General features: G+C 40.4%; 13 protein-coding genes. 11 read left to right on the top strand and 2 right to left on the bottom strand.

Features of this window, described 5'->3' with window-relative positions; translation table 11 throughout:
- The first annotated feature begins 347 nt into the window (after window positions 1–347).
- The 9 genes from RMB13_RS01135 (at window position 348) to RMB13_RS01095 (ending at window position 9,290) form a co-directional block, all read left to right on the top strand.
- The gene (locus RMB13_RS01135; protein ID WP_005037608.1) at window positions 348–1,058 is read left to right on the top strand and encodes a GntR family transcriptional regulator; all 711 of its coding nucleotides are present in this window, start codon (window positions 348–350) and stop codon (window positions 1,056–1,058) included.
- On the top strand, window positions 1,051–1,935 hold the full coding sequence (gene prpB / locus RMB13_RS01130) for a methylisocitrate lyase (protein ID WP_003655707.1): 885 nt from the start codon (window positions 1,051–1,053) through the stop codon (window positions 1,933–1,935). Before RMB13_RS01135 ends, prpB begins: the two co-directional genes overlap by 8 nt.
- A 68-nt stretch (window positions 1,936–2,003) precedes the next feature.
- Window positions 2,004–3,161 (top strand): 2-methylcitrate synthase, encoded by a 1,158-nt coding sequence (gene prpC / locus RMB13_RS01125; protein WP_003655705.1) that lies wholly within the window; start codon window positions 2,004–2,006, stop codon window positions 3,159–3,161.
- Entirely contained in the window at window positions 3,161–5,767 is a 2,607-nt protein-coding gene (gene acnD, locus RMB13_RS01120) for a Fe/S-dependent 2-methylisocitrate dehydratase AcnD (protein ID WP_311084172.1), read from the top strand. Before prpC ends, acnD begins: the two co-directional genes overlap by 1 nt.
- Window positions 5,768–5,892: 125 nt before the next feature.
- Window positions 5,893–6,612: a hypothetical protein gene (locus RMB13_RS01115; RefSeq protein ID WP_311084171.1), complete on the top strand. Its 720-nt coding sequence runs from the start codon at window positions 5,893–5,895 to the stop codon at window positions 6,610–6,612.
- A 325-nt stretch (window positions 6,613–6,937) separates the two neighbouring features.
- The gene (locus RMB13_RS01110; protein ID WP_004640417.1) at window positions 6,938–7,072 is read left to right on the top strand and encodes a zinc ribbon-containing protein; all 135 of its coding nucleotides are present in this window, start codon (window positions 6,938–6,940) and stop codon (window positions 7,070–7,072) included.
- Between the two features lie 121 nt (window positions 7,073–7,193).
- Complete coding sequence (locus RMB13_RS01105; RefSeq protein ID WP_311084170.1) at window positions 7,194–7,769, top strand: DUF4126 domain-containing protein; 576 nt, start codon at window positions 7,194–7,196, stop codon at window positions 7,767–7,769.
- Window positions 7,770–8,035: 266 nt separating this feature from the next.
- Entirely contained in the window at window positions 8,036–8,536 is a 501-nt protein-coding gene (locus RMB13_RS01100; RefSeq protein WP_311084213.1) for an NUDIX domain-containing protein, read from the top strand.
- Between the two features lie 334 nt (window positions 8,537–8,870).
- The gene (locus RMB13_RS01095; RefSeq protein ID WP_311084211.1) at window positions 8,871–9,290 is read left to right on the top strand and encodes an NUDIX domain-containing protein; all 420 of its coding nucleotides are present in this window, start codon (window positions 8,871–8,873) and stop codon (window positions 9,288–9,290) included.
- 104 nt (window positions 9,291–9,394) lie between these two features.
- Here the strand turns inward: RMB13_RS01095 and RMB13_RS01090 are convergent, their stop codons facing one another.
- The gene (locus RMB13_RS01090) at window positions 9,395–9,679 is read right to left on the bottom strand and encodes a hypothetical protein (protein ID WP_311084169.1); all 285 of its coding nucleotides are present in this window, start codon (window positions 9,677–9,679) and stop codon (window positions 9,395–9,397) included.
- A 691-nt stretch (window positions 9,680–10,370) separates the two neighbouring features.
- On the opposite strand from RMB13_RS01090, the gene RMB13_RS01085 reads away from it, so the two are divergent.
- Complete coding sequence (locus RMB13_RS01085) at window positions 10,371–11,600, top strand: beta-ketoacyl synthase N-terminal-like domain-containing protein (protein WP_311084168.1); 1,230 nt, start codon at window positions 10,371–10,373, stop codon at window positions 11,598–11,600.
- Window positions 11,601–11,732: 132 nt separating this feature from the next.
- Window positions 11,733–12,206 (top strand): DUF4844 domain-containing protein, encoded by a 474-nt coding sequence (locus RMB13_RS01080; RefSeq protein ID WP_311084167.1) that lies wholly within the window; start codon window positions 11,733–11,735, stop codon window positions 12,204–12,206.
- Window positions 12,207–12,217: 11 nt separating this feature from the next.
- Here RMB13_RS01080 and RMB13_RS01075 read toward each other — a convergent pair whose 3' ends face one another.
- Complete coding sequence (locus RMB13_RS01075; protein ID WP_311084166.1) at window positions 12,218–12,910, bottom strand: tetratricopeptide repeat protein; 693 nt, start codon at window positions 12,908–12,910, stop codon at window positions 12,218–12,220.
- Window positions 12,911–13,124: the final 214 nt, after the last annotated feature.

Below are 13,124 nucleotides of genomic sequence, written 5' to 3'. Positions count from 1 at the left end.
AAAAGAAATTACGGTAAATAGATACTAATTTATAACTCATGATTTCATTCCAACAGATTGTCTACAATCTTACTGTCATACATGGGTTGTAGACTAAAGTTTGAAACAAAAGTTTAGCGCCCAAAAAACACTTGAGAAAGAACTATAAAACTATAGATAAATTTATATTAAATCTTTGTTTTATAAATACTAATAGATAGGCGGTGTAATAGTCTAAATATAAGGTGAAATAAGAGGTCAATCTATAAAAATTGACCTGATGCGTTCTCCGAAGTGTCAACAATCACCTTGATTTTTTTCATTCATACCGCTATAAAAGCCATAATTGATTAAAAATTGTCGACAATATGCAAGATTTGACCTTCGCACCAGAGCCTCTACAAAGTCAGGGTAGAACACTGACCGAGAATGTATTTAAACAAATACAGACGGCTATTGTTTTGGGTCAAATTCCGGCAGGTAGCAAAATATCTGAACCTGAACTGGCACGGACTTATGGCATTAGCCGTGGACCTTTGCGTGAAGCGATTCATCGCCTTGAAGGCCAAAAATTAGTTGAGCGCACTGCACATGTGGGCGCACGCGTGGTTTCGTTATCCTTGCAACAGTTTAAAGAGCTTTACCAGATTCGTGCTTCTTTAGAGGGTTTGGCTTGCAAACTTGCTGCACAGCATATTGATAAAAAGCAAATCTTGGCATTGCGTGATGTATTGCGTATGCATGCTGAAGATGAAAACTTTAAAGCAGGTAAAGGATATTACTTGCAAGAAGGGCAGGACGATTTTCACTACTGCATTATTAAAAGTAGTGGCAATAAAACCCTAGAAAAAATGCTGTGCGATGAGCTTTATCACCTCATCCGTATGTACCGAATTCAGTTTTCAAACACACCCGATCGTCCGAGCAAAGCTTGGGACGAACATATCCGTATTTTAGATGCAATTGCAGAAGGCGATGGTGAACTTGCCGAGCTGCTGATGCATCGACATATCAATGCTTCTTACAAAATTATTGAGCAAACACTGCTACAAGCACAAGGAGAATATAACAATGGCTAAACAATCCGCAGGTCAGCTATTTCGCGATGCCGTAGCCCAAGAAAAGCCATTACAAGTGGTTGGAACCATTAACGCCAATCATGCACTTTTGGCAAAACGTGCAGGTTATAAAGCGATTTACTTATCAGGTGGTGGTGTAGCCGCTGGTTCTTTAGGCTTACCTGATTTGGGAATCAGTAACCTTGATGATGTGTTAACCGATGTACGCCGTATTACCGATGTATGTGATCTTCCATTATTGGTCGATGCTGACACAGGTTTTGGTGCTTCTGCATTTAACATTGCGCGTACCACAAAAGCACTCATCAAGTTCGGTGCTGCGGCAATGCACATTGAAGACCAAGTGGGCGCAAAACGTTGTGGTCACCGTCCGAACAAAGCCATTGTGACTCAAGAAGAAATGGTTGACCGTATTAAGGCTGCGGTTGATGCACGTGGTGATGATAGCTTCGTAATTATGGCACGTACTGATGCCTTGGCTGTAGACGGTTTGCAAGCTGCAATTGACCGTGCAGGTGCCTATATTGAGGCAGGCGCAGACATGTTGTTCCCTGAAGCAATTACTGAGCTTGATATGTACAAGCAATTTGCTCAGACAACTGGCGCACCAATTTTGGCAAACATTACCGAGTTTGGTTCTACACCACTGTTTACCACTGAAGAGTTAGCATCTGCCGATGTAAGCCTTGCGCTTTACCCACTTTCTGCTTTCCGCGCGATGAACAAAGCTGCCGAAACTGTGTATGAAACCTTGCGTAAAGAAGGTACACAAAAGAACGTGGTTGATATTATGCAAACGCGTAAAGAGTTATATGAACGTATTAATTACTATGCGTTTGAAGATTACTTAGACAACGCATTTGCTAAAAAGAAATAAGAAGTGAAAACGGTACGAATCCGTCGTGTTTAATAAATAAATTCAGATAGATAGGAAAGGACAATCTTATGAGCTCAAATGAAACAACAACAGGCTTCAAACCAAAAAAATCAGTTGCACTTAGCGGACAAGTTGCAGGCAACACAGCACTTTGTACGGTAGGACGTAGTGGTAACGACTTGCACTATCGTGGCTATGACATTCTTGACCTTGCAGTGGGCAGCCAGTTTGAAGAAGTTGCTCACTTGCTCGTACATGGCAAATTACCAAACAAAGCTGAACTCAAAGCATATAAAGCAAAATTAAAAGCACTTCGTGGCTTACCAGCAGCACTTAAAACTGCACTTGAGCAATTGCCACCGTCTGCACACCCAATGGATGTAATGCGTACAGGTGTTTCAGTTCTTGGTTGTTTAACTCCAGAACACGAAGACCACAACGAAGCGGGCGCAAAAGATATTGCTGATAAATTAATGGCAAGCCTAGGTTCAATGTTGTTGTATTGGTATCACTTCAGCAACAACGGTCGTCGTATTGAAGTTGAAACGGATGACGACTCAATTGCAGCGCATTTCTTGCACTTACTTCATGGTGAAAAACCATCTGAAGAGTGGATTGAAGCAATGCATACATCACTCATTTTGTATGCTGAGCACGAATTCAACGCATCTACATTTACGTCACGTGTGGTTGCAGGTACAGGCTCTGACATGTACTCGGCAATTACAGGTGGTATTGGTGCGCTTCGCGGACCTAAACATGGTGGTGCGAATGAAGTTGCATTTGTCATTCAACAACGTTACGACAACGCAGACGAAGCAGAAGCAGACATCCGTAGCCGTGTTGAGAAGAAAGAAGTTGTGATCGGTTTTGGTCACCCTGTCTATACAATTTCTGACCCACGTAACGAAGTCATCAAAAAAGTGGCACATGACTTGGCACAAGCACAAGAGAACACAAAAATGTACCTCATCGCTGAACGCTTAGAAGCAGTGATGAAAGATGCGAAGAACATGTTCCCGAACCTCGACTGGTTCAGTGCTGTGAGCTATCACTTAATGGGTGTTCCAACAGCAATGTTTACACCATTATTCGTAATTGCACGTACAGCAGGCTGGTCAGCGCACGTGATCGAACAACGCCAAGACGGCAAGATCATTCGTCCAAGCGCGAACTACACAGGCCCTGAAAACCTCAAATTTAAACCATTGGCGGAGCGTGGTTAATGAACACAAAATACCGTAAACCGCTGGCAGGAACCCAGCTTGAATATTTCGACGTGCGTCAAGCCGTTGAAGATATTCAGCCAGGCGCATACGAAAAACTGCCTTACACCTCAAAAGTACTTGCAGAGCAATTGGTACGTCGTGCCGATGCCGAGAATTTAACTGCCTATTTAACGCAGTTAATTGAACGCCGTCAGGACTTGGACTTTCCTTGGTATCCAGCGCGCGTGGTGTGTCATGACATTTTGGGTCAAACTGCATTGGTTGACCTTGCAGGTTTGCGTGATGCAATTGCCGACAAAGGCGGTGACCCATCTAAAGTCAACCCAGTTGTGCCAACACAGCTTATTGTCGACCACTCTTTAGCAGTGGAATACGGTGGTGCTGACCCAGACGCTTTTGAAAAAAACCGTGCTGTTGAAGACCGTCGTAACGAAGACCGTTTCCACTTTATTGAGTGGACTAAAACAGCATTTAAAAATGTCGATGTGATCCCTGCGGGGAACGGCATCATGCACCAGATTAACCTAGAGAAAATGTCTCCGGTGATTCAGGCGCGTGATGGCGTGGCATATCCAGACACTTGCGTAGGTACAGATTCACACACTCCACATACAGATGCTTTGGGCGTAATTTCTGTGGGCGTTGGTGGTTTGGAAGCTGAAAACGTGATGTTGGGCCGTGCATCTTGGATGCGTCTGCCAGACATTATTGGTGTTGAGTTTGTAGGTCAGCGTCAGGCAGGTATTACTGCAACAGATATCGTATTAGCACTCACTGAATTTTTACGTAAAGAACGTGTGGTGGGGGCATACCTTGAGTTCTTTGGTGAAGGCGCTGACAGCATGTCTGTGGGCGACCGTGCAACCATTTCGAACATGACTCCAGAATATGGCGCTACGGCTGCAATGTTCTACATCGACCAAAACACGATTGACTACTTACGCCTAACAGGTCGTGAAGATGCTCAAGTGGCGTTGGTTGAACAGTACGCAAAAGAAATTGGCCTTTGGGCAACTGACATGACCAAAGCAGAGTACCCACGCGTACTTCGTTTTGATCTATCAAAAGTAACACGTAACATTGCTGGTCCATCAAACCCACATGCACGTGTTTCAACTGCGGACCTAAAAGAAAAAGGTATTGCGGGCGTTGTTGAAAACCGTTCTGATGGCTTAATGCCAGATGGCGCGATTATTATTGCGGCAATTACTTCGTGTACAAATACTTCTAACCCACGTAACACCGTGGCGGCAGGTTTGTTGGCACGTAAGGCAAATGAGCTAGGTTTAGTTCGTAAACCTTGGGTGAAATCATCATTTGCACCAGGTTCAAAAGCAGCTGCACTTTACCTCGAAGAAGCGGGTGTTCTAAAAGACTTAGAGCAACTTGGTTTTGGTATTGTGGCTTACGCTTGTACGACATGTAACGGTATGTCGGGTGCATTAGATCCAGTTATTCAACAAGAAATTATCGACCGTGACTTGTACGCAACAGCAGTATTGTCTGGTAACCGTAACTTCGATGGCCGTATCCATCCATATGCAAAACAAGCGTTCTTGGCATCTCCACCGCTTGTCGTAGCTTATGCAATCGCGGGCACGATTCGTTTTGACATCGAAAAAGATGCTTTGGGTCACGATAAAGACGGTAACCCGATTTACCTGAAAGACATTTGGCCATCTGACGCTGAAATTGATGCATTAGTTAAAGAAGCTGTGAAGCCTGAACAGTTCCGTAAAGTCTACATTCCAATGTTTGACTTAGGCGTAACCGTCGAGGCTGAAAGTCCGCTTTATGACTGGCGTCCACAAAGTACTTACATCCGCCGTCCACCATATTGGGAAGGGGCGTTGGCTGCACCACGTACTTTAGCGAACATGCGTCCGCTTGCCATTTTGGGTGACAACATTACCACCGACCACTTGTCGCCTTCAAACGCGATTTTGATGGACTCGGCTGCGGGTGAATATCTTCATAAAATGGGCCTACCGGAAGAAGACTTCAACTCATATGCAACGCATCGTGGTGACCATTTGACTGCACAACGTGCAACATTTGCTAACCCGAAACTCTATAACGAAATGGTAGTTCGTTCAGACGGTACTATTAAGCAAGGTTCAAAAGCGCGTGTAGAGCCAGAAGGCGAAGTGATGCGTATGTGGGAAGCGATTGAAACCTACATGAACCGTAAACAGCCATTAATTATTGTTGCGGGTGCTGACTACGGTCAGGGTTCAAGCCGTGACTGGGCTGCGAAAGGTGTACGCCTTGCGGGTGTTGAAGCGATTGTGGCAGAAGGTTTTGAGCGTATTCACCGTACTAACTTGGTGGGTATGGGCGTGTTACCACTTGAGTTTAAAGCGGGTGTAAACCGCAAGACTTTAAAGCTAGATGGTACAGAGCTTTATAGCGTGATTGGTAATATTGCACCGCGTTCGACTTTAACTTTAGTGATTGAACGTGCCACAGCGGATGGTAAAGAAGAGATTCTTGAAGTGCCTGTAACTTGCCGTTTAGATACAGAAGAAGAAGTTTCTGTATATGAAGCGGGCGGTGTATTACAGCGTTTTGCGCAAGACTTTTTAGAAGGCCAAGTGGCTTAATATTTAGTCTATAACTGATTGAAATTTATTCAAAATAGCCCTATCTTAATGATGGGGTTTTTTATGGGAATTAATAAGTCTTGAAATTTATAAGTAATTAGAAATAGATATATTCAGGTGATAACATGATAGAAAAAGATAATAACTTAGATGCAAATTTTTTAGATCATAGGGTTGCAACTTATAAGGCTATTGTAGGTTTAGTGCCTGGGTTTGGTTCTATCCTTTCAGAAGTTGTAGGAGCTATTATTCCTGACCAGCGAATGGATAGATTAGTACAATATATAAAATTATTGGATGAAAAAGTTCAAAAAATTGATAGTAATTTATTAGAAAATGCTAAACAGAATGAATTAATCGTGGATCTAATTGAGGAGGGATTTGTTCAGGCATCCAGATCACTCTCTAACGAAAGAAGAGAATATATTGCAAACGTAGTAGCAAATGGTATATCAGATGAAGAAAAAAATTATGCAGATAGTAAGTATGTTTTAAGATTATTAGGCGAGCTTAATGATCAAGAAGTGATTTGGTTGCGTTTCTTTTTAGAGCCAACAATTAATGGCGATGAAGAATTTCGACAAAAGCATCAAAACGTTATTGAGCCAGTTAGAACATATATTGGTGTCGATGATAATATTTTAGAGAAGAGAGATATTCAGGAAAGCTATAAATCGCATTTAGAAAGGCTAGGATTGATTAAATCGAAATATCGGATTGATAAAAAAACAGGATTGCCTCAATTTGATCAACAGGGGATGCCGCAGATTTCTCATAGATTTATTACTCCCCTTGGAAAGTTAATGCTAAAAAGAATTGGTCTTATAGATTCAGCGAATACATAAGTTATTACATAAAAAAAGCCCGACATCCTGTCGGGCTTTTTCATATTTGGTTGCTAGATATGACTCCTGTCGTATCTCACGTCCTGATGCATGAACCTATTATTGTTGTTTTATGTTCCGGAACATCCTGTTCCTGTATGAACTCATCATAGGAAAAAAGCAGGGTGCAGCCAATCCGCAAAATCCCTAAAAGTTTGTAAGATAAATCGTACAAATAACATTTTTTGCATTTATGCCATCATCATTGGGCGAAATGGACAATTGACAATCACTCTAACTGGGTTATATTCCTGTTTAATATCTATACGATTATAGGAACACAATCATGGTAACAGCTGGCGAAAAACCCGGAACAGGCTTCTATTTCTGCGCTCAATGTGGCCAGAGAGTGTTTTTAGAAATTAATACAGATCGTTTACCGCCGTGCACTAAATGCTATTGCACTGAATTTAAACGTTAAGAGTAAAATAATATTTGCGTTCGCATTTAACAAAAAGCCCTGTCACCCGATGGGGCTTTTTGTTAGTTTAAAATAAGACTTATATAACAAGACCTGCGATGGGCATGAAAAAGGAAACCTTATGGAAACAATATTGGGTTTATGTATTGGTGTGGGGCTGAGCGCTGCCTGCGGTTTTCGCGTGTTTGTGCCGCTATTGGTGATGAGCATTGCAACCATGATGGGATGGTTTGAGCCATCAAAAGGTTTCGAGTGGTTAGCCATGCCATCGGTTTGCTTGGCTTTAGGTGTGGCAACGATGTGCGAAGTTGCGGCTTACTATATTCCGTGGGTCGATAATGCCTTAGACACGGTCGCAACCCCTGCGGCTATGATTGCCGGTACGTTAGCGACGATGGCTGTGAGTAGTGGTGAAATGTCACAATTCGCAGGTTGGGCGGCAGCCATTATTGTGGGCGGTGGCACGGCTGGTGTGGTGCAAATGAGTACAGTCGCTGCACGCGGTGTTTCAACTGCAACCACAGGTGGCTTAGGAAATTTTGTAGTCGCTACAGGGGAGTGGATTGGAGCAATCTTACTTTCTGTTTCAGCTTTGCTAGTTCCTGCGCTTGTTGCGATTGTGGTGGTTATTGCTGTTATTTTGGCAATACGTTGGATACGCCATAAAAAGCAAGAACAGGCACATAGCCCGTTATAGATTAGCTTCATCATCATTTTTAAATGACCATAAAAAAAGCCCAACATCCTGTTGGGCTTTTTCGTATTTGGTTGCTAGATATGACTCCTGTCGTATCTCACGCTCCTAGTGCATGAACCTATTATTGTTGTTTTGTGTTCCGGAACATCCTGTTCCTGTATGAACTCATCATAGGAAAAAAGCGGGAAGTCGCCAATCCGCAAAATCCCTAAAAGCTTGTAGGTTAAAACGTACATTGAGAAATAATTTAACTTTTCAAAGTGAATATGAATAATAGCCACCTTGTTACTTCAAGAAAAAATCAAATGCGTATTAGAAAATCTTCAAGACTATTAGTGATTAATGAAAATCATCAAATTTTATTATTTCAATTTACTCATACAAATGATGCTTTGGCTGGTCAATCATATTGGGCAACCGTAGGCGGTGGGCTTGAAGAAGGGGAAACCTTCGAGCAAGCAGCTTGCCGAGAGCTTTATGAAGAGTTAGGTGTAGTAAGAAGCGAAGTGGGCACTCATGTCGCAACACGAAATTTTGAAATGATGCTACCGAGTGCAGAAGTTGTGATTTCTGATGAAAGGCTTTTTATTGTTTTTATTAAAAATGAAGAAGTGAATATAGCCAACTGGTCAGAACATGAAAAGCTTGTGATTAGCAAAAGTCGTTGGTGGACGTTTGAAGAGCTAAGCCAAACAGATGAGATTGTTTATCCAAATAACATTCCTAATATTCTTATTGATAGCCTGCCTGAGATTTTCAAACCCTAGAATCTCTTAATATGCAGATATAAAAAAAGCCCGACATCCTGTCGAGCTTTTTCGTATTTGGTTGCTAGATATGACTCCTGTCGTATCTCACGCTCCTAGTGCATGAACCTATTATTGTTGTTTTGTGTTCCGGAACATCCTGTTCCTGTATGAACTCATCATAGGAAAAAAGTAGGGAGTCGCCAATCCGCAAAATCCCTAAAAGTTTGTAGGTTAAAACGTACAAGGCATTTTAGATGGTATGTGTGATTTTAAGCATTTAGGCCATTAATAATGTATTTGCACTCTAGTTAAGTTCTATAATATGTCATTAAATTTAAAGAAGAAAATGATTATGTCTTTAATAGAAAAAGTGGTTCCTGTGGTATTCAGAGAAATAAATAATAACTTGGAAATTTTAGTATTTAGACATCCATTAGCAGGAATTCAAATCGTTAAAGGGACTGTGGAACACCAAGAACAATTGGAACAAGCAGCTTTGCGCGAGCTTTATGAAGAATCTGGAATAAAGAGTGCTCAAATTCAATCATACCTAGGCAAACATATTCCTTCAGAGGCAGGGCCTGACTGGCATGTTTTTGTGTGTAGTACAGATGAGGCTTTACACGACACGTGGTCACATTTTTGTGAAGACGATAATGGATTAACTTTTGATTTTTTCTGGCACTCTTTTTTGAGTCCTCCAACAGAAGAATGGCATCCTCTTTTTAAAGAATTATTTGAATTTATTAAATCTAAATACAAGCTCAACTAGCCAAACAACTTTAGGCCTCTGCGCCACAACAGACTTTAATCTTTTGCGCTGATTTAAAGTAAGAAACCATTGCAACACAGAGATAAAGGAGCTAAGCCAAACGCTTAGCCCATATTACTTTTGTCACACCGTTGCATCACTTTGAAAAAAGTAGGGGCAAAGTCCTGTGGGAGAACAGGACTTTGCAAACTGACATGTTCTAGGCGTTGCATGAGCTTAGGGGAGTAAGCTTGTTCAAGTCGCTGATAAATACAGTCACAACTAGTTTTGGTGTGTCCACCTGACAGGCAAATTTTTTCAAAATCCTGTTGGGTGTGTAAGTTACAGCCCGAAATACCCAAACTACCTAGAATGAAACTTAAAGCCAAAATAGATTTATAAATTGTCATATTATTCTCATAATTATTTATATCTATGAGTGGAATAAAATATAATTGGTTTAAGGTTTAAAATAATCTTTAGATAATAATTAATCCTCCCATAAACAAAGGAAAATAAAATAATTAAATTTTTAAAATAAGAATACTTTATAAATTTAAAAAATTAGGCAATATAAAGCCCAAATTTTAAATAAATAAAATGATTAAATTGGAGAGGGAATAAATTTGAAAAGTGTCATAGTCAACTCCTTATAATTTATGGAGTCCTACCACCAGATTACCGCGAATTAATTTATGGTGGTAGAACGAAAGGGGGTTGACAGACTGGAAACAAAGGAACCAGCACACACAAAGGTGTCCCCCTTCCGCCCTACCATAGAGAAAAAGGGGGCGAACGAGTTCCCGACACACAAAATAAGAATTTTGCATATCGACTTTGTTATTCGCGGTCTGTCATAACCGACTGGCAATGTAGGCCAGCAACGAGATAATAATCGGTGATTTTAATTACGTCAATTTAATATTTAAAATATTTTTGATTTAATAATAAATCTAAATATATTTATTAAAATAATAAAATTATTATTAAACTTTTATTTATATTTGATTAGAAAAAATAATAAATATAGAAATATTTTGCCAGTTCCAAAATAGAACCTGATTGTTAAGATCTATTTTTATTATTTTTACAGAGATAAAAATGGAACGTGTTGTAATAACAGGTATGGGAATCAATTCTTGTATTGGAAATACATTAGAGAAAGTAACCGAGTCTTTAAAAGCAGGTCGCTCAGGCATTCGCTATAACGATGTCTATGCAAAATTGAATTTTCGGAGTCACGTCAGCGGCACAGCCGAAATGGATTTTGAAAATATTGATCCAGAATTAAAAAAACATATGGGTGTTTGTGCCATGTATGCATACAACTCGGCGGTCGATGCGCTACAACATGCTGAGCTTGATGTGAGTGATATTGCGAACAACTCAAAATATGGCGTGATTGGAGGAACAGGTGGCAGTTCGACAGCTTCAATCATTGATATGCTGAATACTTTAAAAGAAAAAGGCGCAAGCGAAGTATCACCTTATTTAGCATCACGCTACCTTACAAATACGGTTAGTTCTAACCTATCAAATGCTTTCAACCTAAAAGGTGTATCTCAATCAATCGCGAGTGCCTGTGCCACTTCAGCCGATGCAATTGGCTATGCATTTCACCTAATCGCTTCTGGTAAACAAGACTTAATGCTGGCTGGTGGCGGCGAAGAAGACCATTGGTCCCAAACGGCAATATTCGATGCGATGGGAGCATTATGCTCTAAATATAACGATGCGCCTGAAACGGCTTCCCGCCCATATTCAAAAGATAACGATGGCTTTGTGATCGCTGGTGGCGGTGGCATGGTGATTTTGGAGTCTTTAAGTCATGCCCAAAAGCGCGGAGCAAAAATTTTGGCAGAAGTGGTTGGATATGCTGCCAATAGTGACGGTGTCGATATGGTTGCCCCAAGTGGCGAAGGTGCGACCCGTTGCATCAAACTGGCACTCGCAGAAGCAAAACAAAACGGCTCAGAAACCATCGACTATATCAATACGCATGGCACTTCTACGCCAGCAGGAGACATTCCAGAACTATTAGCCATAGAAAGAGCTTTTGGTAGTGAAAAAGTACCGCCACTTAGTTCGACCAAGTCGATGACTGGACATAGTTTGGGGGCAGCAGGCGTACACGAAGCTATTTATTCTATTTTAATGCTGCAAAATAACTTTATCGCGCCGAGTATTAATATTACCGAACTGCGCGAAGAAGCTAAAAAGTTCGATATTGTTCAAACGAGCAGAGAAACTGAACTTAAAACAGTCATGAGTAATAGCTTTGGTTTTGGTGGTGTAAATACCTGTCTCGTTTTTAGAAAATGGGAAGGGTAATTTAAAAGCAAGAATATATGTGGGCCTTATAAAAACAATAAAATAGGTCGTACATACAGTTTTATAAGTAATAGAAATTTATAGTTAAATTGGTTTATATTTACTTTCTTTAAATAAAAAATTAATAGAATTATGAAAAAACTTTTGGTTTTAGTCATGGCTGTCTTAAGTTCACAAGTTGGTTGTGCCCAAGAAACTGAGAATAAAACAGAAATGGGCATTCAAAATTCTAACTCTATTGTTATTCAACAATTAGAAAATTTTAAAACACAAGATCATTTTGCTGGAGATGGACAGCTATATACAGGGGTTCAAAATCCTGCATTACGTATGAGTTTGAATCAAAAAGTGGCTGATGCTGCACAAGCTTTTATTGCACTCTATCAACAAAAGAATGAGCCAACTAAGGCAGAACTTTTACATGTTCTTGCTCATGGAATCAGCCAAATCGATCCTGATAAGCTTGATACAGAAGATCGAGAACAGGTGGCAACTACATTTGAAAGTTTTCTCGATATTGTAGGCCTAGAAAGCTCGGAAGGTATTCTAAATAAATGGGTATACGGTGAAGAAATTAGTAATTTATTGGAGCAAGATAAACATTAAGTTTTGATTCTTTATTCTAAACTTTTAAGAACTTCTTTGGCATCTACATCGCCTGCATCGGCAGCTTGCTGAAACCATTTCTTTGCCAGTTGTAGGTTTTTCGGCGTGCCTTCACCATTTAAATACATCTGGGCCAAGTTGTATTGGGCATCACTTTCGCCATGCTCAGCCGCTTTGGTGTACCACTTAAGCGCCTGCTCATCACTTTTTGAGACACCGTGACCTTTATTATATAGCTGAGCTAAATTATATTCTGCGGGTGGATAGCCTTGCTCGGCAGCACGACTAAACCACTCATACGCCTGCCGATAATTTTGCGCAGTACCTTCGCCTCTGTCGTATAATACCCCTAAGTTATATTGCGCTTTAGCATGACCCTTGGTCGCAGCCTTAGTAAAATAATCAAAAGCGCGCTTGGCATCTTTTTCGACGCCTGTACCTGTGTAATACATCATTCCTAAACTGTATTTTGCCCCCACGCTTCCATTTTGGTCAGCCGCAGTTAGCCATTTAAAAGCTTGCTCATAATTTTTAACAACGCCTTGTTCGCCGCTTAAAAGCATCATGCCCAAATGATATTGAGCCACGGGTTGCCCTTGTTCCGCACGATATTGAATATCGGCGACACTCGGCTCAGCAAATGCTGAAGAATGAAGTGAGAAAATCACCATAAATATATAAAAAGCAGACTTTTTTATTTTCATATCTCATCCTGAATTTTATTAATTTGAAAAATTGATTTCTTTAATATCTATTTGAATATAAAAGAAAAGTATCAAATTTGTCTCTGTGATTGATATCATTTTAAAATGATCTGATTTTACGGTTTAAATATCTATTTAATAAGAAATTAACCTAAAACAGCATATTTAGACCAGTTACATTTTGAAAATGAGTATAGATAGACAGGTTAGTCTT

This window comes from Acinetobacter sp. V102_4, assembly GCF_031799005.1.
Taxonomy (GTDB): domain Bacteria; phylum Pseudomonadota; class Gammaproteobacteria; order Pseudomonadales; family Moraxellaceae; genus Acinetobacter; species Acinetobacter calcoaceticus.
Note: the sequence above shows the minus strand (reverse complement) of the source record. Positions and strands in the feature narration are given on the sequence as shown.

Coding starts and splice junctions, on each gene's coding strand:
- RMB13_RS01090 (WP_311084169.1), bottom strand. CDS start 9,679: ATGACAATTTATAAATCTATTTTGGCTTTAAGTTTCATTCTAGGTAGT.
- RMB13_RS01075 (WP_311084166.1), bottom strand. CDS start 12,910: ATGAAAATAAAAAAGTCTGCTTTTTATATATTTATGGTGATTTTCTCA.
- prpB (WP_003655707.1), top strand. CDS start 1,051: ATGGCTAAACAATCCGCAGGTCAGCTATTTCGCGATGCCGTAGCCCAA.
- RMB13_RS01100 (WP_311084213.1), top strand. CDS start 8,036: ATGAATAATAGCCACCTTGTTACTTCAAGAAAAAATCAAATGCGTATT.
- prpC (WP_003655705.1), top strand. CDS start 2,004: ATGAGCTCAAATGAAACAACAACAGGCTTCAAACCAAAAAAATCAGTT.
- RMB13_RS01105 (WP_311084170.1), top strand. CDS start 7,194: ATGGAAACAATATTGGGTTTATGTATTGGTGTGGGGCTGAGCGCTGCC.
- RMB13_RS01080 (WP_311084167.1), top strand. CDS start 11,733: ATGAAAAAACTTTTGGTTTTAGTCATGGCTGTCTTAAGTTCACAAGTT.
- RMB13_RS01095 (WP_311084211.1), top strand. CDS start 8,871: ATGTCTTTAATAGAAAAAGTGGTTCCTGTGGTATTCAGAGAAATAAAT.
- RMB13_RS01115 (WP_311084171.1), top strand. CDS start 5,893: ATGATAGAAAAAGATAATAACTTAGATGCAAATTTTTTAGATCATAGG.
- RMB13_RS01085 (WP_311084168.1), top strand. CDS start 10,371: ATGGAACGTGTTGTAATAACAGGTATGGGAATCAATTCTTGTATTGGA.
- RMB13_RS01110 (WP_004640417.1), top strand. CDS start 6,938: ATGGTAACAGCTGGCGAAAAACCCGGAACAGGCTTCTATTTCTGCGCT.
- acnD (WP_311084172.1), top strand. CDS start 3,161: ATGAACACAAAATACCGTAAACCGCTGGCAGGAACCCAGCTTGAATAT.
- RMB13_RS01135 (WP_005037608.1), top strand. CDS start 348: ATGCAAGATTTGACCTTCGCACCAGAGCCTCTACAAAGTCAGGGTAGA.